19 protein-coding genes and 1 pseudogene are annotated in these 22,946 nt (G+C 62.7%); 17 read left to right on the top strand and 3 right to left on the bottom strand.

Annotation, left to right across the window (positions count from 1 at the left end; genetic code table 11):
- Window positions 1-145 precede the first annotated feature (145 nt).
- From tcuA to NVV79_RS15085, 5 genes and pseudogenes are all read left to right on the top strand, one after another.
- Window positions 146-1,660 (top strand): FAD-dependent tricarballylate dehydrogenase TcuA, encoded by a 1,515-nt coding sequence (gene tcuA / locus NVV79_RS15065; RefSeq protein WP_303991172.1) that lies wholly within the window; start codon window positions 146-148, stop codon window positions 1,658-1,660.
- A gap of 30 nt (window positions 1,661-1,690) precedes the next feature.
- On the top strand, window positions 1,691-3,085 hold the full coding sequence (locus NVV79_RS15070; RefSeq protein WP_303991173.1) for an MmgE/PrpD family protein: 1,395 nt from the start codon (window positions 1,691-1,693) through the stop codon (window positions 3,083-3,085).
- A complete protein-coding gene (locus NVV79_RS15075) occupies window positions 3,082-5,418 on the top strand; it encodes an acyl-CoA dehydrogenase (protein ID WP_303991174.1) in 2,337 nt (778 codons plus the stop codon). The genes NVV79_RS15070 and NVV79_RS15075 overlap by 4 nt, the downstream gene beginning before the upstream one ends.
- A gap of 31 nt (window positions 5,419-5,449) precedes the next feature.
- Window positions 5,450-6,199: an electron transfer flavoprotein subunit beta/FixA family protein gene (locus NVV79_RS15080; RefSeq protein ID WP_303991176.1), complete on the top strand. Its 750-nt coding sequence runs from the start codon at window positions 5,450-5,452 to the stop codon at window positions 6,197-6,199.
- Between the two features lie 22 nt (window positions 6,200-6,221).
- Window positions 6,222-7,154, top strand: a pseudogene (locus NVV79_RS15085) (electron transfer flavoprotein subunit alpha/FixB family protein).
- On the opposite strand, the gene NVV79_RS15090 reads toward NVV79_RS15085, so the two are convergent.
- Window positions 7,151-7,555, bottom strand: coding sequence for a Zn-ribbon domain-containing OB-fold protein (locus tag NVV79_RS15090; protein ID WP_303991178.1), 405 nt, complete (start codon window positions 7,553-7,555; stop codon window positions 7,151-7,153). The pseudogene NVV79_RS15085 and the gene NVV79_RS15090 sit on opposite strands and share 4 nt — an antisense overlap.
- Window positions 7,556-7,560: 5 nt before the next feature.
- Window positions 7,561-8,727: a thiolase domain-containing protein gene (locus NVV79_RS15095; RefSeq protein WP_303991180.1), complete on the bottom strand. Its 1,167-nt coding sequence runs from the start codon at window positions 8,725-8,727 to the stop codon at window positions 7,561-7,563.
- 185 nt (window positions 8,728-8,912) lie between these two features.
- On the opposite strand from NVV79_RS15095, the gene NVV79_RS15100 reads away from it, so the two are divergent.
- Complete coding sequence (locus tag NVV79_RS15100) at window positions 8,913-10,199, top strand: MFS transporter (protein WP_303991182.1); 1,287 nt, start codon at window positions 8,913-8,915, stop codon at window positions 10,197-10,199.
- A gap of 18 nt (window positions 10,200-10,217) precedes the next feature.
- On the opposite strand, the gene NVV79_RS15105 is transcribed toward NVV79_RS15100, so the two are convergent.
- Window positions 10,218-11,147, bottom strand: coding sequence for a LysR family transcriptional regulator (locus tag NVV79_RS15105; RefSeq protein WP_303991184.1), 930 nt, complete (start codon window positions 11,145-11,147; stop codon window positions 10,218-10,220).
- Between the two features lie 170 nt (window positions 11,148-11,317).
- On the opposite strand from NVV79_RS15105, the gene NVV79_RS15110 reads away from it, so the two are divergent.
- The 11 genes from NVV79_RS15110 to NVV79_RS15160 all read left to right on the top strand — a co-directional run bounded on the left by NVV79_RS15110 (window position 11,318) and on the right by NVV79_RS15160 (window position 22,922).
- Window positions 11,318-12,682 carry an MmgE/PrpD family protein gene (locus tag NVV79_RS15110; RefSeq protein ID WP_303991186.1) on the top strand — a complete coding sequence of 455 codons (1,365 nt, stop codon included), beginning with the start codon at window positions 11,318-11,320 and terminating at the stop codon, window positions 12,680-12,682.
- The gene (locus NVV79_RS15115) at window positions 12,679-13,623 is read left to right on the top strand and encodes a hydroxymethylglutaryl-CoA lyase (protein WP_303991188.1); all 945 of its coding nucleotides are present in this window, start codon (window positions 12,679-12,681) and stop codon (window positions 13,621-13,623) included. Before NVV79_RS15110 ends, NVV79_RS15115 begins: the two co-directional genes overlap by 4 nt.
- Entirely contained in the window at window positions 13,616-14,371 is a 756-nt protein-coding gene (locus NVV79_RS15120) for an enoyl-CoA hydratase/isomerase family protein (protein WP_303991190.1), read from the top strand. Before NVV79_RS15115 ends, NVV79_RS15120 begins: the two co-directional genes overlap by 8 nt.
- A complete protein-coding gene (locus NVV79_RS15125) occupies window positions 14,368-15,132 on the top strand; it encodes an enoyl-CoA hydratase/isomerase family protein (protein ID WP_303991192.1) in 765 nt (254 codons plus the stop codon). Before NVV79_RS15120 ends, NVV79_RS15125 begins: the two co-directional genes overlap by 4 nt.
- Window positions 15,133-15,300: 168 nt before the next feature.
- Window positions 15,301-16,479 (top strand): acyl-CoA dehydrogenase family protein, encoded by a 1,179-nt coding sequence (locus tag NVV79_RS15130; RefSeq protein WP_146289031.1) that lies wholly within the window; start codon window positions 15,301-15,303, stop codon window positions 16,477-16,479.
- Window positions 16,469-17,242, top strand: coding sequence for an enoyl-CoA hydratase/isomerase family protein (locus NVV79_RS15135; RefSeq protein WP_303991195.1), 774 nt, complete (start codon window positions 16,469-16,471; stop codon window positions 17,240-17,242). Before NVV79_RS15130 ends, NVV79_RS15135 begins: the two co-directional genes overlap by 11 nt.
- 1 nt (window position 17,243) lies before the next feature.
- On the top strand, window positions 17,244-18,410 hold the full coding sequence (locus NVV79_RS15140; RefSeq protein ID WP_303991197.1) for a CaiB/BaiF CoA-transferase family protein: 1,167 nt from the start codon (window positions 17,244-17,246) through the stop codon (window positions 18,408-18,410).
- On the top strand, window positions 18,407-18,850 hold the full coding sequence (locus NVV79_RS15145) for an iron-containing alcohol dehydrogenase (protein ID WP_303991199.1): 444 nt from the start codon (window positions 18,407-18,409) through the stop codon (window positions 18,848-18,850). Before NVV79_RS15140 ends, NVV79_RS15145 begins: the two co-directional genes overlap by 4 nt.
- A complete protein-coding gene (locus NVV79_RS15150; RefSeq protein ID WP_303991200.1) occupies window positions 18,799-19,623 on the top strand; it encodes an iron-containing alcohol dehydrogenase in 825 nt (274 codons plus the stop codon). The genes NVV79_RS15145 and NVV79_RS15150 overlap by 52 nt, the downstream gene beginning before the upstream one ends.
- Before the next feature lie 104 nt (window positions 19,624-19,727).
- Window positions 19,728-20,810 (top strand): tripartite tricarboxylate transporter substrate binding protein, encoded by a 1,083-nt coding sequence (locus NVV79_RS15155; RefSeq protein WP_303991202.1) that lies wholly within the window; start codon window positions 19,728-19,730, stop codon window positions 20,808-20,810.
- 123 nt (window positions 20,811-20,933) lie between these two features.
- The gene (locus tag NVV79_RS15160) at window positions 20,934-22,922 is read left to right on the top strand and encodes a tripartite tricarboxylate transporter permease (RefSeq protein WP_303991204.1); all 1,989 of its coding nucleotides are present in this window, start codon (window positions 20,934-20,936) and stop codon (window positions 22,920-22,922) included.
- The last annotated feature ends 24 nt before the right edge of the window (window positions 22,923-22,946 follow it).

Here is a 22,946-nt window from a genome sequence, read left to right on the forward strand (position 1 = left end):
CGCGACAGGGCCGCGAGCGCCTTATTCTGTGTGGGCGCGCCGCCACATCTGGCGCAACTCCCCCGAAAAATGCTCGAACGAACTTGCCATGCTCGCGGCTTTGGTGCATGAGTACGATGGTATACCATTAATCCAGGATTTAGGGATGAACGTTCAGGAATTGTCGTCGAAGCGTCCAGATGTGCTTGTTGTGGGAGCTGGCAACGCGGCCTTGTGCTCGGCAATTTCCGCTCATGAGCAGGGCGCCAACGTGCTGATCATCGAGGCAGCGCCGCTCGATGAACGGGGCGGCAATTCCTTCTTCACCGGCGGCGCTTTCCGTTTCGCCTATGACGGCGTTGACGACCTGCGTGGTGTGTCGGCTGCGCTGGACGAGGAGAACCTGGAAAATATCGATTTCGGCACGTACACGACGGACCAGTATTTCGACGACATGTACGAGCTGACCCAGTACCGCACCGATCCCGAACTCTGCGAAGTCCTGGTGCGCAATAGCCTCGAGACGGCCAAATGGTTTGCCCGTCAGGGCGTGGAGCTTCGGCCTGGGCTGGGGCGCCAGGCCTTCAAGGTCGATGGCAAGTTCAAGTTCTGGGGCGGTCTCGCCTTGCACATTTCCGGCGGTGGTCCGGCGATGATGGAAGCCCTTTACAAGAATGCCGAGCGGCGTGGCATCGAGATCATCTACGATTGCCCCGCACAAAGCCTGATCCAGGAAGGCGGTCGTGTCGTCGGCGTCGGTGCGCGGCTGCGCGGCGAGCCGGTGGATATTCGCGCCGGCGCGGTCGTGCTGGCTTGCGGCGGCTTTGAGTCCAACCCCGAAATGCGCGCCAACTATCTGGGCCAGGGCTGGGACATGGCCAAGGTTCGCGGCACAAGGTTCAATATGGGGCAGGGACTCAAGATGGCTCTTGCCATCGGCGCCAAGCCCCATGGCAACTGGTCGGGCTGTCACTCGGTGGCATGGGACGTCAATGCGCCGCCAACGGGCGACCTGACGGTCGGCGACCAGTTCCAGAAGCACAACTATCCCTTCGGCATCATGGTCAACGCCAAGGGCGAGCGCTATGTGGACGAAGGCGCCAACTTCCACAGCCACACCTATGCCAAATATGGCGGCGAAATCCTAAAGCAGCCTGGCATGTTCGCCTGGCAAGTGTTTGATTCCAAAGTCTCACATTTGTTGCGTAGTGAGTACCGCATCCGGCGTGTGACCAAGGCGGAATCCGATACGCTGGAAGGACTCGCCGAGCAGTTGGAGGGCGTCAATCCCAAGCAGTTCCTGGAGACGGTGCGAGCCTTCAACGACGCCTGTCGGTCGGATGTGCCATTCAATCCCAACATTCTCGACGGGCGCGGCACATCCGGCCTGCAGATCGACAAGACCAATTGGGCCAACGCGCTCGATACACCGCCATACCACGCCTATCACGTGACCACCGGCGTTACCTTCACCTTCGGCGGCCTCAAGGTTACGCCGGAAGCCGAAGTCGAGGACTCCTATTCCGGCGTGGTCAAAGGGCTCTATGCCGCCGGCGAGATGGTGGGAGGCCTGTTCTTCCAGAACTATGCGAGTGGCACCGGCCTGATGTCGGGCGCCACCTTTGGTCGCCTGGCCGGCGCGGGCGCGGCACGCTTCGCCCAGCAAGCCAAGGCGGCCTGATCGGACGACCATGCCAGCAGGACGAGGACCATGGTGACGGCTCGAACACAACAGGCGGCGAGTCTGCCGGCCTATACCGAGGCGCTGGCGGACTATGCGGTCAATCTAACCTTCGGGGACTTGCCGCCGCATGTTGTCGCGGCCGCGGGAAATTGCCTTGTGGATGCCGTTGCCTGCGCATGGTTCGGTAGCAGGTTCGAGTGGTCGCAAGCTGTGGTGAGCGCTGTTGAACGACCTGCTGGTGCGGTGACGGTACCGGGTATGGACATCACCACGGATGCGGCGACCGCGGCGCTTCTGTCGGGCGTTTTCGCTCATGCCTTCGAACTCGATTCCCTCCGTAAGCCTGGGGCCGGTGTTCATCCCGGAGCGACTGTTGCGCTGCCGGCGCTGGCAGTAGCCCAGTCGCTTGGGAGCAGCGGGCGGGAGTTGCTGGCCGCCATCGTCGCCGGTATCGAGGTGATGTTCCGCATCGGCGCGGCGACGCTTCACACGGCCGAGAAGCGGGGCTTTCATGCACCGGGCATCACGGGTGTCTTCGGTTCCGCAGTGGCCGCGGGCCGCCTTATGGGACTTTCATCACGGCAGATGGCCCATTGCCTTGGTATTGCCGCCTCGATGAGCGGCGGGTTGCTGCGCTTCGCCGCCTCCGGCGATGGCGGCATGGTCAAACGACTCCATCTGGGACGGGCCGCGCAGAACGGGGTCATTGCCGCCCGGCTCGCTGCCGCTGGCTATGAGGGGCCGAGCGCGGTGATCGAAGGCCCGGGTGGCGTGCTCGAAACCTTTTGCGAAACGTCACGCCCCGAACTGCTCGATGCCGGGTTGGGCAGCCGCTACGAGATCGAGACGCTGTGCATCAAGCGCTATGCCTGCCACGTCACTGCCCAGGCGCCCATCCAGATGCTGTCGGATTGGCGTGCATCCAGTGCATTCGGCCCCGCTGACATCGCTGGAATTGAACTCGATGTGGCTCCCAAGCTTGCCAGCCATCACGCCGAGCGGCACCCGGCCGACATGGCGCTGGCGCAGTACAGCGTGCCGTTCATGCTCGCCTTCTCGGCCTACATCGACCTCGATGATCCCGGAAGCTTGACCGATGCCGCAATACGGGCGCCCAGGGTGCATGCACTGGCCGATCGCATCCGCATGACCGCTGATCCGGCGCTCAAGGGGTGGTCAACGCGCATGCGGGTGACGCTCACCGATGGTCGCGTGCTGGTGGGCGAGCCGGCCGGCTTCGTAGGTTGCCCGGAGAGCCCGCTCGATGCGGCTCAGTTGCGCCGACGCTTCCTGTCGCTGACCCGTGCCTTTCCGCAGTTGCAGATGCAGGCGTTGGCTGACGCGCTGGAAAATATCGCCACCTGCATAGACGTTTCGCAGCTGCCTCTGGGCTTGGTCGCCGCGGAGGGCCGCCAACCATGACCGCCGTTGATGCTTATGTAGCCGACGATGCAGTCGATGCCGAAACGCTCCAGATGTTGCGGGACAGTGTCCGGCGTTTCAACGAGCAGGGCGGCCTCAGGCGCGTGCGCAACCTGCGGAAAACCCAACCCGGCTTTGACCGCGACGCGTGGCACGAAATGGCGCAGCAGGGCTGGCTGGGCACCATCATTCCGGAAGAGTCCGGTGGGCTCGGGCTGCCCTTTGCAGCGATGCAGGTCATCGTTGAAGAACTGGCGCGCGGCCTCAGCCCGGAGCCAGTCGTGGGTTGCGCCGTTCATGCGGCAACGGTGCTGCTGGGATGTCGGGAGAGCGGCCGTGGCACGGAACTGCTGAGCCAGATCGCATCGGGCGATAAAATCTATGCGGTCGCGGAGTCCGATATCGCGATTACGCGTGATGGCAATGCGATGCTGCTTGGCGGCACTGCACGGCATATCCTGCCCGCACTGGCGACCGATGGGTTTATCGTTGCCGCTCGCGACGGCGCTAAGACCCTGGTGGTTTTCGTCGACGCTGCGGCGCCTGGCATATCGATCACACCCGAAAACCGTGCCGATGGCACCTTTTCGGGCACCATCACTTTCGTCGAGGTGCCGGTATCGGCAGAAAGTGTGCTGGCTGAAGGCGCTGCAGCTTCGGCGGCGCTGGCCCGAGGGCGGGCAGCAGCAACGCTGATGACGGCCGCGGAGCTGTTCGGCGCGATGGATCAGGCCCTGTCCATCACCCTGGACTACATGAAAACACGCGTGCAGTTCGACAGGCCCATCGGCAGTTTCCAGGCCCTGCAGCACCGTGTGGTGGATCTCTATATCCAGAAGGAATTGAGCCGTTCCGTGCTCGCGGAAGCAATCGCCGCGCTCGATGAATCCGATGATCTCGAGCTGATCGAGATGGAAGCTTCCCGGGCCAAGGCTCGTTGCAGCTCGGCGGGACTGTTGATCGGCCGTGAAGCGATCAAGCTGCATGGCGCCATCGGCGTAACCGACGAATATGATGTCGGCCTCTATCTCAAGCGCCTGCTGTCGCTGGCTGCCCTTCATGGCAATGCACCGGCTCATCGCACCCGCTATGGCGCAGTGCTGGCGCGTCGCCAGGGCGGTTTGGATGAGGGGCGGGGCATGGTCGCGGCGGTGCCTGCCGAGTTCATGGCCGAGCAAAAGCTGGCCGTGGATTGGAACAGCTTTTCGAACGATGCTTTCCGGGCCGGCATCCGCGCCTATCTTGAGGCGTACTATCCGCAGCATCTCAGAGGGTTGGGCCGGCGCGGAACACCCGGCGAAATGGCGGATTGGCTCGACCGCATGGTGCGCAAGGGGTGGATAGCCCCTGCCTGGCCTGTCGAGCATGGTGGAATGGGCCTGTCGCCGGCCAAGCAGGTGATCTTTATCGAGGAGCGCGAGCGCGTCGGAGTCGCCCGAAATCCGGATCAGGGCGTGGTGATGTTCGGGCCTATGCTCATGCGCTACGGCACGGACGAGCAGAAGCGCCGCTTCCTGCCCAAGATTGTCACCAACGAGCACATCTGGTGCCAGGGCTATTCCGAACCCAATGCCGGCTCCGACCTCGCAAGTCTGCGTACGGAGGCGGTGCGGGATGGCGAAACCTTCATCATCAACGGGTCCAAGATCTGGACCACGATGGCGCACCACGCGACGCATATGTTCCTGCTGGCGCGCACCAACAAGGCCGTGAAGAAGCAGGAAGGCATCAGCTTCTTTGTGCTCGACCTGAAGACATCAGGCGTGACCATCCGCCCCATCGGCAACCTGGCAGGGCACGAAGAGTTCTGCGGGGTCTTCTTCGACGAAGTCCGCGTGCCTGCCGAAAACCTTGTTGGCGATCTCGACAAGGGATGGTCGGTCGCCAAATCACTGCTCGGCTTCGAGCGCCTCAACAATGGTAGCCCGCGGCGCGTGCAGGGTCCGCTCAAGCTGCTGCAGCAGGTTGCCGATGCCCGTTCGCTGGCCTTGGACCCGGTCTATCGGGAAAAATACACCGCGATCTATCTGGATATCACCGACCTAAAATCAGCCTATTCGCGCTTCTCGGACATCGTGGGCAATGGTCTTATGCCAGGCCCGGAAATCTCGCAGCTCAAGATATGGGCCGGCGAATGCGCTCAGAGGCTCTCGGAGCTGTTGATCGAGACGGCCGGTGAGGAGGGGGGAATCGTCGGCCGGCAGGCCTTCGGCAGCGCCGATATCGATGTCCTTGCTCCGTTCTACGCAATGTTCCCGTCGCAGATCGCGTCGGGCTCAAACGACATCCAGCGCAACGTGCTGGCTCAGCGTGTGCTCGGACTGCCGAAGTAGCGGTCCGGGCCTGTTATCCGAGGTTTTGCAAATGAAGATTCTTGTTGCCGTCAAACGCGTCGTCGATCCGAATGTGAGGGTGCGCGTGCGCCCGGACGGGCAGGGGGTCGAACTCACCAACGTCAAGATGGCCATGAATCCGTTCGATGAAATTGCCGTCGAAGAGGCGCTGCGGCTGAAGGAGGCTGGCAAGGCCGAGGAGGTGGTGCTGGTTTCCATCGGCCCGGCGCAGGCCAACGAGACTCTGCGCAACGGTCTGGCCATGGGCGCCGACAGGGGCATTCATGTGCAGACCGATGCGCGTGTCGAGCCGCTCGCCGTTGCCAAGCTGCTCAAGGCAATCGCCGTCGAAGAGGCGGCCGATCTGATGTTTCTCGGCAAGCAGGCCATCGACGACGATGCCAACCAGACCGGCCAGATGCTGGCAGCGCTGCTGGGCTGGGCGCAGGGCACTTTTGCATCGAGGGTCGAACTCGGTGAAGGGCGGGTATCCGTCACAAGGGAAGTGGATGGTGGCCTCCAGACAGTATCGCTGAAATTGCCGGCGGTGATCACCACCGACCTGCGGCTCAACGAGCCGCGCTATGCGTCGCTGCCCAACATCATGAAGGCCAAGAAGAAGCCGATCGACGTCCGCACGGTCGAAAGCCTCGGCGTGGATATTTCGCCACGACACACGGTGCTCTCGGTGACCGAACCACCGGCGCGCAAGGCAGGTACCCTGGTGGCATCGGTCGATGAACTGCTCGACCGGCTGCGCAACGAGGCCGGCGTTCTCTGAACGCCAGACAGGAGTAGAGACAATGGCAACGCTGCTGATCGCAGAACACGACAATACCAATCTCAACGAACTGACGGCCCGCGCCCTCACTGCCGCCCGCGCCATGCAATCGCCGGTGACGCTGCTGGTCGCCGGCTCGAACTGCCAGGCGGTGGCCGAACAGGCCGCCGGCCTTGGTGGAATCGAGAGGGTTCTCGTCGCTGATGCCCCGCATCTGGCCCAGCAGGCCGCCGAGCCAATGGGCGCCCTCATTGCCGAACTGGCGCAGGATTTTCAGGCGGTGCTTGCCGTTGCCAGTTCCACCGGCAAGAGCGTCCTGCCAAGGGCTGCGGCCTTGCTGGACGTGATGCAGGTGTCGGAAGTGACCAAGATCGTTTCCCCCGATACGTTCGTGCGGCCGATCTATGCCGGCAACGCGATCGAGACGATCCAGTCGAGCGATCCGATCAAGGTCATCACGATACGCTCGAGCGCATTCGAGCCGGCCGGGCAGGGCGACGCGAGTGCCCCCATAGTTGCCGTGCCGACCCCGAAGACTCGGCATTGTCGACCTTTGAACGCCAGGAACTGGCGCAGACGGACCGGCCCGATCTGGGATCGGCGCGCATCGTCATTTCCGGGGGGCGGGCATTCGGCTCGAAGGAAACATTCGACAAGTTCCTCGAACCCATCGCCGCCAAACTCGGTGCCGCTATCGGCGCATCCCGCGCCGCCGTCGACCTCCGGTTATGCCGGCAACGAGTTGCAGGTTGGGCAGACCGGCAAGGTGGTTGCCCCCGATCTCTACATCGCCTGCGGCATATCCGGGGCCATCCAGCACCTGGCCGGCATGAAGGACTCGCGCTACATCGTCGCCATCAACAAGGATGCCGATGCGCCGATCTTCCACGTCGCCGACTACGGACTGGTCGGCGACCTCTTCGAAATCCTGCCTGAGCTCGAGAGCAAGCTCTAGGCCCCGGTGGGACGAAACATGGGGACCGGCGGCGTGCCATCGCCGCTGGTCTGGCCGAAGACGAGCTCCACCTGCTGGCCGATATGCAGCCGGTCGAGATCGCATTCCACGATATTGGTCAGCATGCGCGGCCCTTCAGCGAGTTCGACATAGGCCACTGCATAGGGCGGCTTGGCACGGCGCATGACGGTCCAGCTATAGATCGTACCGGCACCACTCGCCTCGACCCATTCGGTTTTCTCGCTCCAGCAGAAAGGGCACATTGTGCGCGGAAACCAGTGGGTTTCGCCACAGGATGTGCAGCGCTTGATGAGGAAACGCCCTTGCGCCGCGGCGTCCCAAAAGGGCTGCGATTCGGCGTCCGGCTGCGGCGCGGGAACGGTTCGTCCGGTTGGCTGCATGTCGATTACTCCCGTTCCAGAATGAGGGTGCCGCTGCCATGGCGCGTAGCGAGCTGGCCGCCCGTGCCATGCACCAGGGCCAGGTCGCAATTGGCGACCTGCACCGCAGGGTGGGCTTCGCCGCGCAGTTGCCGCACGGCCTCGATGATCTTGGTGATACCGCCCCGGTTCGCCGGGTGGTTGTTGCATAATCCGCCGCCGTCGGTGTTGAACGGCAGGCGGCCGACACCGGAGATGAGATTGCCATCGGCAACGAATGCGCCGCCCCTGCCCTTGGCGCAAAAGCCGAGGTCTTCCAGTTGGAGCAGCACCGTTATGGTGAAGCTGTCATAGAGCGACACATATTTGATGTCGGTGACGGCTACGCCGGCCTCGGCAAAGGCGGCCGGTCCGGTTCGGACCGCACCGGTATAGCTGAGATCGATCTTCCCGCCGGCCTGATGCTTGGTGGTTTCGCCCGCGCCAAGCACGCGAACCAGCGGCCGATTGAGCTTTCTGGCAATCTCGGGTCGCGCCACGATGACGGCGCCACCGCCATCGCTGATGACGCAGCAGTCCAGGCGGTGCAGCGGATCCGCAACCATGGGCGAACTGACGACGTCTTCCACAGTGACGACATCGCGTAGAACGGCATTGGGATTGTGTTGCGCGTGATGAGAGGCGGCAACCTTAATCCAGGCCAGTTGCTCACTGGTGGTGCCGAACTCGTACATGTGCCGCTGGGCGGCCAGCGCGTAGCTCACGGCTGTCGGAATGGCATAGGGGTATTCCCATTGCACATCCGGCGCGGCGACATGGCGGATGCGTGGCGTGGTGCCGGTGCGAACATCGTCGGCCTTCGGCCTGCCGGCAAGGCTGATCAGTGCGACATTGCACTTGCCCAGCGCGATGGCCTCCGCCGCATGAGCCACCTGCACGATCGGCGAGACCCCGCCGATATCGGTCGAGTCGACATGGCGCACCTCGAGGTTGAGGTAGTTCAGCAATGACTGCAGTCCGCCCGGCGCATCGCCGGAGCAGAAATAGCCGTCGATATCTGCCTTGCTCAGCCCCGCATCGGCGATAGCGCCGGCGGCCACCTCGGCATGAAGCTGTGCATGGGACTTGTCGGGAGCAAAGCGAGTCGGGTGCTCGAAGGCTCCGACGATGTAAGCCGCGCCGCGGATTGTCATCTCTTGCTCCGGTTATGGTTCGTGAATCTTCCAAATTGTATACTAGCGAATTCCTCCACGACAACGGCTAAACAGCCTGCGCGATATACATCCTTCGTCGGCAGGCGCTTGCGTGTCCGGAGTGATGGTATACAGTAGAATTCATTGCGCCGGCTTGTCGGCGTTTGGCGAAAGAATCAGACCAAATGGCAGCCAGTTTCCAGTTCGGCAAAATCCTGCAAACACTGGCGCATCGCAATTTCGGGGTCTATGTCGCGGGCAATGTCGGCTCGCTCATCGGCACCTGGATGCAGCGAATCGCGGCAGGCTGGTTCACCTGGGAGCTGACGCAATCGGCCACCTGGCTCGGGCTCATAGCTTTTGCGGATCTCTTTCCTGCCGTGGTGATTGCGCCCTTTGCCGGAGTGGCGGCAGACCGGTGGGATCGTCTGAAAATGATGAAGCTGGCCCAGATACTGGGCTTCCTGATCGGCGGTGCGCTGGCATTGCTGTTCTTCGTCGGTCAGGTGACGGTCTGGACATTGCTGATCGTGACCCTGATGCTCGGCACCGTCGATGCCTTCGTCCAGCCCTTCCGGCTGGCCTTCGTGTCGGCGCTGGTGCCTAGATCTGACCTCACGACCGCCGTGGCCATCAAGTCCATCACGTTCAACCTGGCGCGGTTCGTCGGTCCGGCCATAGCCGGCATCGTCATTGCCACTGTTGGCGTCGGTTGGGCCTTCGCGGCAAATGCCCTGTCGTTTCTGGTGCTGCTCGGTGCGTTGTTGCTGGTGCGCCTGGCGCCTGTCGTGCGGATTGCGCCGGTCAAGAAAGTATCCGTCATCGCCGATGCCATCGAGGGCGTTCGGCATGCGGTATCGACGCCGGGCATCGGCATCGTGCTAGGCCTGCTCGGGGTGACATGCCTGGCGGGTCGTCCGGTTGTCGAACTGCTTCCCGGCTGGGCAGGGGAGATATTCTCGGGTGATGCCAGCGATCTGGCAGCCCTCACCTCTGCGGTCGGCATCGGCGCAGTGTTCGGTGGACTGTGGCTCGCCGGCAGGCCGAGCATTGTCGGACTGGTCAGAGCCTATCTGTTTTGCTGCCTGGGCATGGCGCTGTCTCTGCTGGCCTTTTCGTTGTCGTTCCACACACTGGTCGCTCTGCCGACAATGGTGGTTTCCGGCTTCTTCCTCGTGGCGTCGGCTATCTGCGCCCAGACTCTGGTACAGGTGAATGTCGAGGACGGTTTGCGCGGCCGGGTACTCAGCGTCTACGCGATGATCCTGCGTGGCGGGCCGGCAGTGGGTGCGCTGATCATGGGTTATTTGGCCGACTTTATCGGGCTGCGATTGCCCCTGGTCGGCGGCTGCATCATTCTGCTGGTTGCCACCGGGCTGGTATTCCTGCGCCGGCGCGAAATCGAGGAGGTGCTTGAGAGCCGGTTCAAGCTGCCCGAGGCGCCAACGGTAGCGGGCGACGGCAGGGATTGAACAGGCCTGGCCACTGGCTTACCTCGCCATATTGCCGCCGAGCCACTGCAGATTATCCACCAGTTCGCTGCAGCATTCGCGGATCAGGTCCATCATCTGGCGCAGGTCCTGGTCAATCTCCCGTTCCGCGGATACGGCGATGACGCGGGTGGAATGCAGGCCCTGAATGGGCACGGCTGCCAGTTCCTTACGCTGGAGCTCGGAACGCGCCATGGCGGCGACATGCACGGTGGGGCCGACGTTTTCCTTGACCAGCGCCTTGCAGGCGCCTGCCGTATTGGCCTCGGCCGCTACGACCAATGGAATACCAGCGGCGGCAAAGGAATCTTCGATGGTGGAGCGGATGCCCGAGGATTGTGCGCCGCCAACCACCAGGGGGACGCCACGCAGGTCCTCGAGCCTGAGCGACTCGATACCCGTGAACCGTTCGTCATCGGATCGGTGAATGAGGCAGAGCGGCTCGCGCATGAGCGGCAGAATCCGCAAACCCTGCAGCGAGCGGGGCAGATTCATCACGGCCACGTCGACTTTGCCATCGCGCAACAGATCGGCCCTGGCGGGCATCAGCATGGATATGAATTCACAGCGAAGCTGAGGATAGCGGCGAGCAGCGAGCCGAGACAGCGGATAGGCCAGGATTTCGGCGGTTCCAGGCGAAACGCCGATCTTCATGCTGCCGGTCATCGGCTCGAGGCCGCCCGTAGCCATGCGGGTCACGGCGATGACCTCGTCCAGAATGTGCTCGGCTTTTGCCTGCAGCGTATACGCCACGGGCGTCAGCGACACGCCATGTGCATGGCGCACGAACAGGTCGACGCCGAGTTCTTCCTCGAGCTTCTTGATCTGCCGGCTCAGAGCCGGTTGGGCAACATGCAGAACATTTGCCGCGCGGCCATAGGTGCCTTCGCGAGCCACGGTGAGGAAGTAGCGAAGCTGCCTGAGTTCCAAAACATTCTCCTCCTGCAGGCCGGTCGGGAGGGCCGGCCATCGACAATTTTTGATCCGGTCTTGCCGCCGGATTGGTTCTCTCGCTCAAATAGAGTGCAATAGTATACCATGCATTGCATTTCGAGGTAGCTGCATTTATAGCATCTGAAACTGAGGTAGAGGATGACGCCATGCAGACGGTGGATTTAGCCAGGTTCGTGGTCGAGACACCCGATGATGCCGTTCCGCTGGAGGCGTTGCAACGGGCCCGCGACGCCGTGATCGATACAATCGGCTGCGCCATTGCCGGCACGGTCGAGCAACCCGCACGGATTGCCCGGCGCTATGTTCAGTCGATCAAGGCTGCACCCGATACAGTGGTATGGGGAAGCGTGCTACGCACGGCCCCTGCCGATGCGGCATTCGTCAACGCAATCAGCGGCCATGCCCTCGATTTCGACGACAGCTTACCCAGCCTGCGCGGCCATCCCAGCGTACCCTTGTGTGCTGCTGGCCTCGCTGCCGCCCCGCAGGAGATGTCGGGCAGGGCGTTTCTCGCGGCCTTCGTGCTGGGGCTGGAAGTGGCGGGCAAGCTGGGTCGAGCACTCGGACATGGTCACTACATGCGCGGCTGGCATATAACCGCCACGGTCGGCACATTCTCTGCGGCCTGCATGACCGGTCGCCTGATGTCGCTGGGCGAAGGACAGTTGCGCAATGCTCTGGGGGTAGCGGCGGCAGAGACGGCGGGCCTTGTCCGCAATTTCGGCACCATGGCCAAGTCTTTCCAGGCAGGGCATGCAGCCCGATCCGGCTATATGGCGTCCTGGCTGGCGCGGGAGGGCTTTACCGGTGACGATGACATACTCGATCGCCCCGGCGGTCTCATCGCGGCCTATGGGGATGAGCACTCGACGCTGGATGTCCCGCCATTCGCAAACCCCTGGGAAATCTTCGAGCCTGGCATCTATGTCAAGCGCTGGCCCTGCTGCTACGGCAACCACCGTGGCTTGGCTGGTGTGTTCGAACTGGTCGGCAAGCATGGCATCGAGGCCGCCGACATCACCGAGATCAATGTTGGCTTCTTGCCTGACGCGGACAAGGCGCTGATCCATCGGAATCCGCAAACCGGACTGGAAGCCAAGTTCAGCATCGAATATTGCGCCGCCGCCGCGGTGATTGACGGGCGGGTGACGCTCGACTCCTTCGCGGAGCAAGCGGTGCATCGTCCGCAGATTCGCGCGCTGATGGAAAAGGTCAGTCGCGTGCCGATGCCGGGGCAGGGGTCTTTCTCGGGGGTGGTGGGGTATACCGACGTCGAAATTGTTACCCGTAGTGGGCGCTTCTCCACGCGCATCGACCATACGCCCGGCTCGCCGGAGGCACCGATGACGGCGAGCGACCGGCGCGACAAGTTTCTCGGCTGCACGCAGGGTATTCTTGGCACGGATCGTGCCGAGCGCCTGCTCTCCGCGCTGGAAGGCCTGATCGAGGCGCCTGATCTTCGGCAGATCGTTGAACTCACCATGCCCGCCCAGGAAGGCGGTGCGGCATGAATGAGCCCGATGTTGTGTTGTGCGAGTGCTTCGCGCGCGACGGGCTGCAGCACGAGGCCGAGTTCGTCGCCACGCCGGACAAGATTGCGCTGATCGACGCCTTTACCGGCACCGGCTTCAAGCGCATCGAGGCGACCAGCTATAGCCACCCTGAGCGCGTTCCGGCCTTTCGCGATGCTTCCGACGTTCTTGCCGGCATCACCCACGGTGAAGGCGTCTACTACAAGGCCACATGCCCCAATCTGCGGGCTGTGCAGCGGGCGCTCGGCGATCTTGATGCGGGCAGGGGCGCCAATGAGTTGAGCCTGCTGGTATCGGCCACGGAAGGACATACCCAGCGCAATCTGCGGACCGATCGGGAAACACAGTGGCGGAATGTCTCGGAGATGGCGGCAGCCGCGCGCGGCCATGTGCGGCTCGTGGGTGTCGTCTCGGTTGCCTTCGGTTGCCCCTTTGACGGCTATGTCGACCCAGGCCGGGTTGTAGAGAATGTCGCGCGTTTTGCCGATCTTGGCGCCGACCTGGTGACGATCGGCGATACGATCGGCACGGCGACCCCCGCCAGCGTCAGGCAGGTGTTCAAGCGGCTGCTTGCCGAGGTCCCGCAAACCATCCCAGTAGCCCATTTCCACGATACGCGTGGCACGGGAATCGCCAACTGCATTGCTGCGCTGGACGCGGGCTGTACGCATTTCGACAGCGCCTTCGGCGGCGTTGGAGGGCATCCGGCGCAGATCGAATATGGCGGCGGCTATACCGGAAACGTGGCCACCGAAGATCTGGTCAACCTCCTCGAGGAACTGGGTGTGTCCACCGGGCTTGATCTGGATGGGGTGGAGGCCGCCTCGCGGCTCTGCGAGCAAATCCTGGGCCGACAGCTCAACAGCATGGTCGCCAGAGCGGGATTTGGCCTCAAGACGAGGGAGCGCATGCATGCCTGATCGGACAACCGATGTGCTGATAATCGAGGATCACGGTCCGGTACGCGTCTTGCGCATGAACCGGCCGGACAAGCTCAACGCACTGGATACCGCGCTGACCGTCGCGCTTCGCGACGCCATGCTGGAGGCGGGTGAAGACGATGGTGTCAGGGCCCTGGTGCTCACCGGGAACGGCCGTGCCTTCTGTGCGGGGGCCGATACCGGCGAGTTCAAGGATCTGCGGCCGGAAAACCAGGACCTCATTCACAAGCGCGCCGACCTGACTTGCGCCGTTCACACCCTGCTGCGCTCCATTTCGAAACCGATCATTTCGGCAGTTCGTGGGGCTGCGGTTGGCGGCGGGGCAGGGCTGGCGATCGGCTGTGACATGATGGTCGCCGGCGAAGACATTAAGTTTGGATATCCCGAACTCAAGCACGATCTCGTGCCGGCATTGGTGATGACCAATATGGTCCGCCATATCGGGCTCAAGCTGGCATTCGAGATGGTCGCTACCGGGCGGCTGCTCAGTGCGGAAGAGTTGTCGCGCGAGGGACTCGTGAACCGCGTGGTGGCGCCCGAAGCAGTCGTCGACACCGCCATGGAACTGGCCGAGGCATGCGCCCGGCCCGGTCGCATGGCGATGGCCGCGGCCAAGACCCTGTTCCATCGCGTGGGCGAACTGCCCTTCGAGGCGGGAATGGCCGCCGGTCGTGACATCAATGCGCTCATGCGCGGCTTTCCCAAACAGGCGGGAGAGGGAAAATGACCGACGAAGCCGTGCTTGTTCTTGAGCGAGAAGGCCCAATCGCGTGGGTGCGGCTCAATCGGCCGCGGCAGCGTAACGCGGTCAATCTCCAGCTTTGTCTCGACTTGCGGGCCGCCTTCGCGGAACTGGACGGCGACGATGACATTCGTGTTGTCCTGGTGGAAGGCGCTGGCCCGGTCTTTTGCTCCGGAGCCGACCTCAAGGAGCGCCAGGGCAAGGACGCCGAATGGGTGCGGCAGAGGCGGCTTGCGAGCTTTGCTGCCTATGACGCCATCGAACGCTGCTCCAAGCCGGTGGTCGCGCTCGTGCATAATGGGGTCATCGGTTCGGGTGGCGAGATCGCCATGGCATGCGACTTCATCATCGCCACCTCGGACACGTTCTTCAACTTTCCCGAGACCAAGTGGGGGACTGTGGGCGCGACCCAGCGCCTGCAGCGCGCGATCGGCAAGCGAACGGCCAAGGAATTGCTCTTCACGGGCCGATCCATGCCGGCCGACGAAGCCCGTCTGCTGGGTCTGGTGTCTCGAATCGTAGAGCCATCTGCGCTTCGGGAGGCCGGTGAGCAGACGGCGCGTCAGATCGCCGAAGCGCCCATGCTGGCAGTCCGTCTGACCAAGCAGTCAATTGACCTGGGCGGACGTACCGATCAAGACAGTGGTATACGAATTGAGCTGGCTGCGATCGAGCATAACCTGGCTGTGGGGGATTGGCAGGCCGGTATCGACAAATTTGCCGAACGCTCTCCAAAAAAACCATAGATTCCTTGTGTTTTGACGTCATATCAATTCGGTATGACCGCCATAGCACTTCGGTGTTGGACGGTGTTTAATCCTCCTACTATCGTCTTCAAAAGATAGAACTGAGCAAGACAGCGGTCGTCTGGTACACCATAGTTCGGGCCGCCCAGCAGGAGGATAGACGTAGTTATGAGCGACTGGCCACTTTCGGACGAACTGGTGATGATCCGCGACACGGCGCGCCGTTTTATGCGCAACGACGTGAAGCCGGCCGAAGACACAGTCGAACATGACGCTATCCATCTGCCGCATGATCTGCTGGAGCCGCTGCAGAAGAAGGCCAAGGATCTCGGTATCTGGTGCATTCGCTCGCCAGCCGAATATGGCGGCGCCGGGCTGAGCCTGTTGGGTCAGGCCGTGGTTGCCGAGGAGACTGCACGCTGCCGCATGGGCGCCTATATCCCGGCTTGTGGCGCGATCGGCTTTGATCCTCCGAACACCGTTTTTTCCCACGGCACGCCCGACCAGATAAAGCGGTTCGCCATTCCCGGCGTCGAATCTGGCCAGAAGGTGTTCACCGCCATCACCGAACCGTCAGGTGGCTCGGACCCGGCGCGCGCCATCCGCACCCGGGCGGTCAAGAAGGGCGATCGCTACATTCTCAACGGCACCAAGATGTGGATTTCCGGCGTGCAGCATGCGAGCTGGGGTATGGTGTTTGCCCGGACTGGGGAGCAGGGCGACCGGGGCGGCATTTCCTCCTTCATCGTGGAGCTTGGCACCAAGGGCCTGTCGACCCGTGAAATCCCGGTGATCCGCGCCTATTCCCCCTTCGAGCTGACCTTCGAGGATTGCGAAATCCCCGAGGAGAACCTGCTTGGCGAAGAGGGCAAGGGCTTCCAGATCTTCTCGAAATGGACCACCGAGGGCCGCATTCCCTATGCCGCCGGCACGATTGGCGTGGCGCAGGAAGCGCTGGAACTGGCCATTGAATGGGTCAAGCAGCGCGAGACGTTCAAGACTAAGCTTGCCGACAAGCAGGCCATCCAGTGGATGGTCGCCGACAGCGAGATGGAGCTGCAGGCCGCGCGCATGCTGATCTACAAGGCTGCCATGGTGCATGAGACCGGCGGCGACCTCCGCTACTTCTCGTCCATGGCCAAGGTGACGGCTACCGAAACGGCCCACCGCGTGGTGGATCGGTGCGTGCAGATGTTCGGCGCGCTCGGTGTTGCCGAGGAAATGCCGATCGAACGCTGGTTCCGCGAATTGCGCGTGAAGCGCGTCGGCGAAGGTCCGTCCGAAGTGCAGCGCATGGTCATTGCCCGCGATTTGCTGAAGCTGAAAGGCTCGGCCAATGCCAATTGACGTCGATGTCGACGCCGCGGGTGTAGCGACGATCACGATCAACCGTCCCGAGCGCTGCAATGCGCTCGATGCCGAGCACTATCATGATCTCGGCCAGGCATTCTGCCGCGTGCGTGACGAGGCCGCGATCCGCTGCGCCATCGTCACGGGGGCGGGGGATGTGTTCTGCGCTGGTGCTGATCTCAAGACCTGGATCGGGCGTGAGCCATCCCTTGCCGAGCTATGGGCGACGCAAGCCGGACAGTTGCTCAACCGTGGGCTTGAAGTTTGGAAGCCGGTGATTGCTGCCGTCAATGGAGCCTGTATCGGGGGTGGCATGACGCTGCTGTTCGCCACCGATATCCGGGTCGCTGCACGAGATGCCTTTTTCTCGCTGCCGGAAGGGCAGCGGGGCATCATTCCCGCCAATGGTGGTACCCAGCGCGCCTTGCATCAGTTGCCGCATGCCGTGGCGATGAAGCTGCTGCTGACCGGCGAGCGCATGTCGGCCGAAGAAGCCGGGCGCTGGGGCCTCGTCAATGATGTGGTCGACGCTGGCGACGTCATGGCGACCGCGCGCCGTTATGCGGCAGCTATCGCGGCCAGTGCGCCGCTCTCCATCCAGGCGACCAAGGAGCTGGCGCTGCGCTCGCGTGACGTTCCGCTTGCGGAAGGGTTGCGCATGGAGCAGTTGACCCAGCGCATATTGCTGGCCAGCAGGGACGCCGCCGAGGGGCGGCAGGCCTTTGCCGAGCGCCGGTCACCACGGTTCGAGGGGCACTGACATGCAGGGGCCTCTTACCGGCATCAAGGTCGTCGACCTCACACAGATCTACAACGGTCCATATGCCACGTTTCTCATGGCGATGGCCGGTGCCGAAGTCATCAAGATCGAGCCGCCCGGCGGGGAACATACGCGACGCCGGCAGCGCGATGGCGGCGGCGCGCATATCCCTCACGCCATGCTCAATTCGGGCAAGCACTTTGTGGTACTCGACCTCAAACAGGAGGAGGGCAAGGCGGCGCTGACCCGGCTCATCGAGCAGAGCGACGTGCTGGTCGAAAACTTCCGCCCCGGAGTGATGGCGCGGCTCGGCTTCTCCCGCGAGCATGTCAAGACGCTCAATCCGCGGCTCATCTATGCCAGCAGTTCGGGGTTCGGCACGACCGGCCCGTATCGTGACTATCCGGCCATGGACCTTGCCGTGCAGGCGATGAGCGGCGTGCTCAGCGTAACCGGCTATCCGGACAATCCGCCGGTGAAAGCAGGCCCCGCCATTGCCGACTTCAATGCCGGCGTGCACCTCTATGGTGCCATTGCCACGGCCCTGCTTGACCGCGAGCGGACGGGCACCGTGCGTGCCGTGGAAGTCGCCATGTTCGAGGCGATCTACCCGGCGCTGGCCTCCAATCTGGGTTTGATGGGCGGCATCAACAAGGACCGGTCTCCCCGGACGGGAAACCGGCATGGCGGCCTGTCGATCAGTCCCTACAACGTCTACGAGTGCAAGGACGGCCATTGCGCCATCCTGGCCAATAACGAGCATCAATGGCATGCGCTGGCGCGCTATTTCGACCAGGAATGGGCCATCACCGATCCGCGCTATGCGACCATGTATGAGCGGGTCAAGCGCATCGAGGAGGTCGATGAACTGGTTGGGGGCTGGGCGCGCGCACAGACCAAGGATCAGCTTTTTGCCGGCCTCATCGCTGTAGGCGTGCCGTGTTCGCCGGTTCGCGAACTGAGCGAGGTCATGCAGGACGAACACCTTCATGCCCGCAAAGCGCTCGTCGAGATCGACCACCCGATCTATGGCGCCATGACCATACCGACCAGCCCGCTGGTATTCGAGGGCGTGCCCCGAGACATACGCTGGCCGAGCCGCAAGCTGGGCGAGGACCAGGCCCTGATCGAACAACCCGAACTTGTGCTGGGGGGCTCCGAGCCATGACCATGCAATTCAATCACAATGCCGAAATTGCCCTGAGCGGCGAAGCTGACATCCCGGCCGCGACACGCGTCATATATGGACCGGACAAGGCGCTGAGCGGCGTGCTCGAGGAGCTTGCCGCGGCCGGTGCGAGCCGGGCTTTCATCATCACCGGCAAGAGCATGGGGGCAAGCCATCTGGTTGCCCGGCTCAAGGAAGGCCTGGGCGCCAATTGCTGCGGACATTTTGCGGCGATGGGAGAACATTCTCCCCGCTCGACGGTGCTGGAGGCGGCGCGTCAGGCCCGTTCCGCCGGCGCCGACCTGCTGGTAGGCATCGGTGGCGGCAGCACGATCATCGGCACCAAGGGTGTCGCGCTCGTGCTCGGGGAGGGGAAGACCTCGACGCCTTGCGGGCGCATTACGACTACCAGACCCGCAAGATCACCGCGCCCAAGCTGACCCGGGCCAAGCCGCCGGTCATCGCTATTCCGACAACCCTGTCGGCGGGCGAGTTCAGTTCCGCCATGGGCATTACCGATGACGCCACGGGCGCCAAGGATATCTTCATCGATCCCAAGGTGGTGCCGCGGGCGGTGATCTTGGATCCGGTGATGACCACGGCGACCCCGGCACGGCTGTGGTCGTCCACCGGCATCAAGGCGCTGCATAATGCCGTCGAACGCTATTACGCGCTCAATGCCAATCCCTTTATCCAGGGTCTGTGCCTTGAGGCGACGCGCAACGTTTTCCGCTACCTCAAGCGCTCGGTTGATGACTCGAATGACCTGGATGCGCGCGGTCGCTTGCAGTTCCTGAACTGGATGACGGCATTCGGCGCCGGCAAGGGGGGTATCGGCCTCGGGCACGGCATCTGTCATCAGTTGGGTGGGGTCTGCGACGTACCTCATGGGATCAGCGGCTGCATCGTGCTGCCGTTCATGATGGAGTTCAACCGCCCGGCCACGCTCGAAAAGCAGCGGCAGATCGCCATGGCCATGGGGTTCGAGGATACGGCCGCCAGCGACGAGGAGGCCGCAATCTGGGCCGAACAGCAAGTTCGTGGCCTGATCGCATCGCTGGGTTTGCCGGCTCGGTTGCAGGAAGTTGGCGTGAAGCGCGAGGACCTGCCCAAGGTGGCGGAAATGACCTTGCGTGACCGTACCCTGTCGCCAACGCCGCGCCCGCCGCGCGATGCGGACGAGATATTCACGCTACTGGAAAGGATGTTCTAGCGGACGGCACAGCCGGCCCGCTACCACGTTCCAGCACAACAATAAGTCAAAGAGGCCGCAAAAGGCCCAAATGCAACATCAACGATGTTTCACGGAGGAGACCAATGAAACACTCTTATATGACTGCCGCAGCAATCAGCATCGCTGCTTTGATGTCTACAGGCGCCTATGCCCAGGAGGTCGACTTTTCCGGCAAGACCATCGAACTGATCGTTCCCTACGGGGAAGGGGGCGGCTCGAGCGTCCATGCTCGCCTGCTGGCTCCGCTTCTGGAGCAAGAGCTTCCGGGCCATCCCACCATCATCATCCGCAATATCGAAGGCGGTGGATCGGTGCGCGGGATCAATGAGTTTGCAGCGCGCGCCAAGCCGGATGGCCTGACCATCGCCGCGCTGGCAACGGGTACCTACTACAGCTACATCCTGGGCGAAGAGACCGTCCAGTATCCGCTGGCCGATTTCATTCCGTTCCTGACCTCGCCCTATGGCGTGGTTTCCTACGGCCTCACCAGCTTCGGGCTCACCGGCGATCCGGAGCATGACGTGAAGTACCTGCAGGAGCATAAGGCGGTCTATGTCGGCGACGGTCCGGCTGATGCGGACATGCCGGTGCTGTATTGCTTTGACCTGCTCGGGATCGAGCTGAACGGCGTCTTTGGCGTGTCTCGCGGCGAGTCCCGCCAGGCGTTCATGCGCGGCGAATCCCAGGTCAATTACGACAACATGGCCTCGTGGGACAACGAGTTGAAGCCGATGGTCGATGACGGAACCATGGTGACGCTGTTCACGATGGGCTTCCAGAACGAGAACGGCGAAGTTGTTCGCGACCCGGTGCTGCCCGATACCGCCACATGCCCCGAACTCTATGAGATCGTGTATGGCGAGCCCATGTCCGGCGTGGAAAAGGAAGTCTACGAGAACATGTTCGCCATTCGCATGGTGACGGCCAAGACGCTGGTTCTGCCTGCAGGAACGCCGGACGACATCGTCCAGACCTACCAGGCGGCCATCGAACGGGTCGTCGCCCGTCCTGAACTGCAGTCTGCGGCTGCCCAGCTCGAGCTCGGCGGCTATCCGCAGGGCACCGGCGAGGTCGCAATCGAGGGTCACCGCACTGCTTCGGTCATGAGCCCTGAGGCCAAGGCCGAGCTGGACCGCTGGCTCAAGGATGTGTGGAATATCGACTAAGATCGATTTGCTCTGGCGGGCTGAGGTCCGCCAGAGTTTTCCTTTTGAAGCGCGCTAACCGATCCGGCAACCACCTCAGAGTGGCGGGCGGTAGGCTGCGCCAAGCTAGCATTGGGCCGCGAAATGGATCTTTCGGCACTGCAATACGCTCTCCCGGCACTGTTGACGCTGGTGACAGGGCCACATCTGCTCTACCTGATTTTCGGCGTCGCTTTGGGTATGGTCTTCGGCGTGTTGCCGGCCATCGGCGGGCTGGCCGGGATCGCCCTTGTCCTGCCGTTCCTCTTCGGCATGGACCCTGGTCCCGCCTTGGCGATGATGATCGGCCTGGCGGCCGTCCCCGCGACATCGGACACGTTCAGTTCGGTGCTGATCGGGGTGCCCGGGGGCGCGGGCTCGGCAGCGACGGTTATCGACGGTTTTCCGATGTCGAAGCGCGGGGAGGCCGCTCGTGCGCTGACTGCGGCCTTTTTCAGCTCGCTGATCGGTGGCCTCTTTGGTGCATTCGTACTCAGCTTTGCCTTCGTGGTCGCCACGCCCATCCTGATGGCGATCGGCTTTTCCGAACAACTGATGCTCATCATTCTCGCACTGACCCTGGTGGGCATGCTGACCGGGCGCAATCTCGCCAAGGGTCTGGCATCGTGCTGCCTTGGTCTGCTGATTGGATCGATCGGTGCCGCGACCGCCACTGGCGAACAGCGCTTTGCCTTTGGCACGATCTACCTGATGGATGGCATTCCGCTGGTTGTCGTGGCTCTGGGGGCGTTCGCGCTGCCGGAAATCATGGACGTGCTGCGCAAGCGTCAATTTATTGCGGGCGATGCACCCTTGGGACATGGATGGCTCCAGGGCTTCCGCGACGTCATCGACAATATCTGGCTGGTCTTGCGCTGTTCAGGCGTCGGGGCGGTCATGGGCATGCTGCCTGGCATGGGCGGCGGTGTGGTCGGCTGGGTGGCCTATGCCCACGCGGTCCAGACCGCCAAGGACAAGAGCCAGTTCGGCAAGGGTGACGTCCGGGGTGTGATCGGGCCGGAATCCGCCAACAATGCCAAGGATGGCGGCGATCTTATCCCAACCCTGTTCCTCGGTGTGCCGAGCAACGGCACCATGGCGCTGTTCCTCGTTGGCCTGACAGTGATCGGGCTCCAGCCGGGTCGCGCCATGGTGACCCAGCATCAGGATATCGTCTACCTGATCATTTGGTCGCTCGCGATCGCCAACATTCTGGGCACCGTGATCAGCATCCTTCTGGCGCGTCCCATCGCCAAAGTGACGGCGATCCCGTTCATGCTGGTGGCGCCGTTCATTCTCGTGGCGATCTTCTTCTCGGCCTATCAATCCAAGTCCGACTGGGGCGATATCATTTCCCTGCTCGTGGTTGGGGTTGTGGGCCTGTTCATGAAGCGCTTCGGTTGGTCGCGCGCGGGCCTGCTGATCGGCCTCGTCATGTCGCGTAACCTGGAGGCTGCGCTTTATCGCACCGCGCAGGTCTATGGCCTCGAACTCTTCCTGCGGCCGCTGGCGCTGGTCATCCTGGGGATTGCCGCGCTGATGCTGTTCGTGACGATACGGGCCAAGACTCGCGTCTCGAGTGAAGGCGATGCATCGCCTGAGCTTTCCATGCCGACGGTCAATCTGCAGTTCGGCTTCCTGCTGGTGCTCATTGCATTTGTGGTCGCCGTGGCGCTCGACGTGAGTGACAACACGTTCCTTGCCAAGGTTTTCCCACTTAGCGTGGCCGGCCTGGCGCTGATCTTCCTCACCATTGCCGGCATCGGTATGGTCAGGCGGAGCAAGGCGCCTGGCCTGATCTTCGACGCCGATCTCAGCGATGACCCCGAGACAGACGGGTCCAAGCCGTTGCTTCCCTTCATGGCACTGATGGCAGCACTCCCGCTATCCATCGCGCTTCTGGGATTCTGGCTGGGCTCGGTGGTCTACATGTTCTTGTTCCTGTGGCTGGTGGCACGCAAGTCCGTCCTCTACAGCGCCATCAACACCGCGCTGTTGGGCCTGTTCTTCTACGTGATGGTCGACCTGATCAATGCCAGGTTCGCACCGGGCCTGCTCCAGCAACTGGTCGATCTGCCCTATCCGTTAGGATAGCTCCGATGTGGCGGCGGGTATCCG

The sequence above is a fragment of the Devosia ginsengisoli genome, assembly GCF_024707105.1.
Lineage (GTDB): Bacteria > Pseudomonadota > Alphaproteobacteria > Rhizobiales > Devosiaceae > Devosia > Devosia ginsengisoli_A.

What these genes read in the sequence shown, in the direction of transcription:
- tcuA (WP_303991172.1), top strand. Translation starts at nt 146, where the DNA reads ATGAACGTTCAGGAATTGTCGTCGAAGCGTCCAGATGTGCTTGTTGTG.
- NVV79_RS15070 (WP_303991173.1), top strand. Translation starts at nt 1,691, where the DNA reads ATGGTGACGGCTCGAACACAACAGGCGGCGAGTCTGCCGGCCTATACC.
- NVV79_RS15075 (WP_303991174.1), top strand. Translation starts at nt 3,082, where the DNA reads ATGACCGCCGTTGATGCTTATGTAGCCGACGATGCAGTCGATGCCGAA.
- NVV79_RS15080 (WP_303991176.1), top strand. Translation starts at nt 5,450, where the DNA reads ATGAAGATTCTTGTTGCCGTCAAACGCGTCGTCGATCCGAATGTGAGG.
- NVV79_RS15090 (WP_303991178.1), bottom strand. Translation starts at nt 7,555, where the DNA reads ATGCAGCCAACCGGACGAACCGTTCCCGCGCCGCAGCCGGACGCCGAA.
- NVV79_RS15095 (WP_303991180.1), bottom strand. Translation starts at nt 8,727, where the DNA reads ATGACAATCCGCGGCGCGGCTTACATCGTCGGAGCCTTCGAGCACCCG.
- NVV79_RS15100 (WP_303991182.1), top strand. Translation starts at nt 8,913, where the DNA reads ATGGCAGCCAGTTTCCAGTTCGGCAAAATCCTGCAAACACTGGCGCAT.
- NVV79_RS15110 (WP_303991186.1), top strand. Translation starts at nt 11,318, where the DNA reads ATGCAGACGGTGGATTTAGCCAGGTTCGTGGTCGAGACACCCGATGAT.
- NVV79_RS15115 (WP_303991188.1), top strand. Translation starts at nt 12,679, where the DNA reads ATGAATGAGCCCGATGTTGTGTTGTGCGAGTGCTTCGCGCGCGACGGG.
- NVV79_RS15120 (WP_303991190.1), top strand. Translation starts at nt 13,616, where the DNA reads ATGCCTGATCGGACAACCGATGTGCTGATAATCGAGGATCACGGTCCG.
- NVV79_RS15125 (WP_303991192.1), top strand. Translation starts at nt 14,368, where the DNA reads ATGACCGACGAAGCCGTGCTTGTTCTTGAGCGAGAAGGCCCAATCGCG.
- NVV79_RS15130 (WP_146289031.1), top strand. Translation starts at nt 15,301, where the DNA reads ATGAGCGACTGGCCACTTTCGGACGAACTGGTGATGATCCGCGACACG.
- NVV79_RS15135 (WP_303991195.1), top strand. Translation starts at nt 16,469, where the DNA reads ATGCCAATTGACGTCGATGTCGACGCCGCGGGTGTAGCGACGATCACG.
- NVV79_RS15140 (WP_303991197.1), top strand. Translation starts at nt 17,244, where the DNA reads ATGCAGGGGCCTCTTACCGGCATCAAGGTCGTCGACCTCACACAGATC.
- NVV79_RS15145 (WP_303991199.1), top strand. Translation starts at nt 18,407, where the DNA reads ATGACCATGCAATTCAATCACAATGCCGAAATTGCCCTGAGCGGCGAA.
- NVV79_RS15155 (WP_303991202.1), top strand. Translation starts at nt 19,728, where the DNA reads ATGAAACACTCTTATATGACTGCCGCAGCAATCAGCATCGCTGCTTTG.
- NVV79_RS15160 (WP_303991204.1), top strand. Translation starts at nt 20,934, where the DNA reads ATGGATCTTTCGGCACTGCAATACGCTCTCCCGGCACTGTTGACGCTG.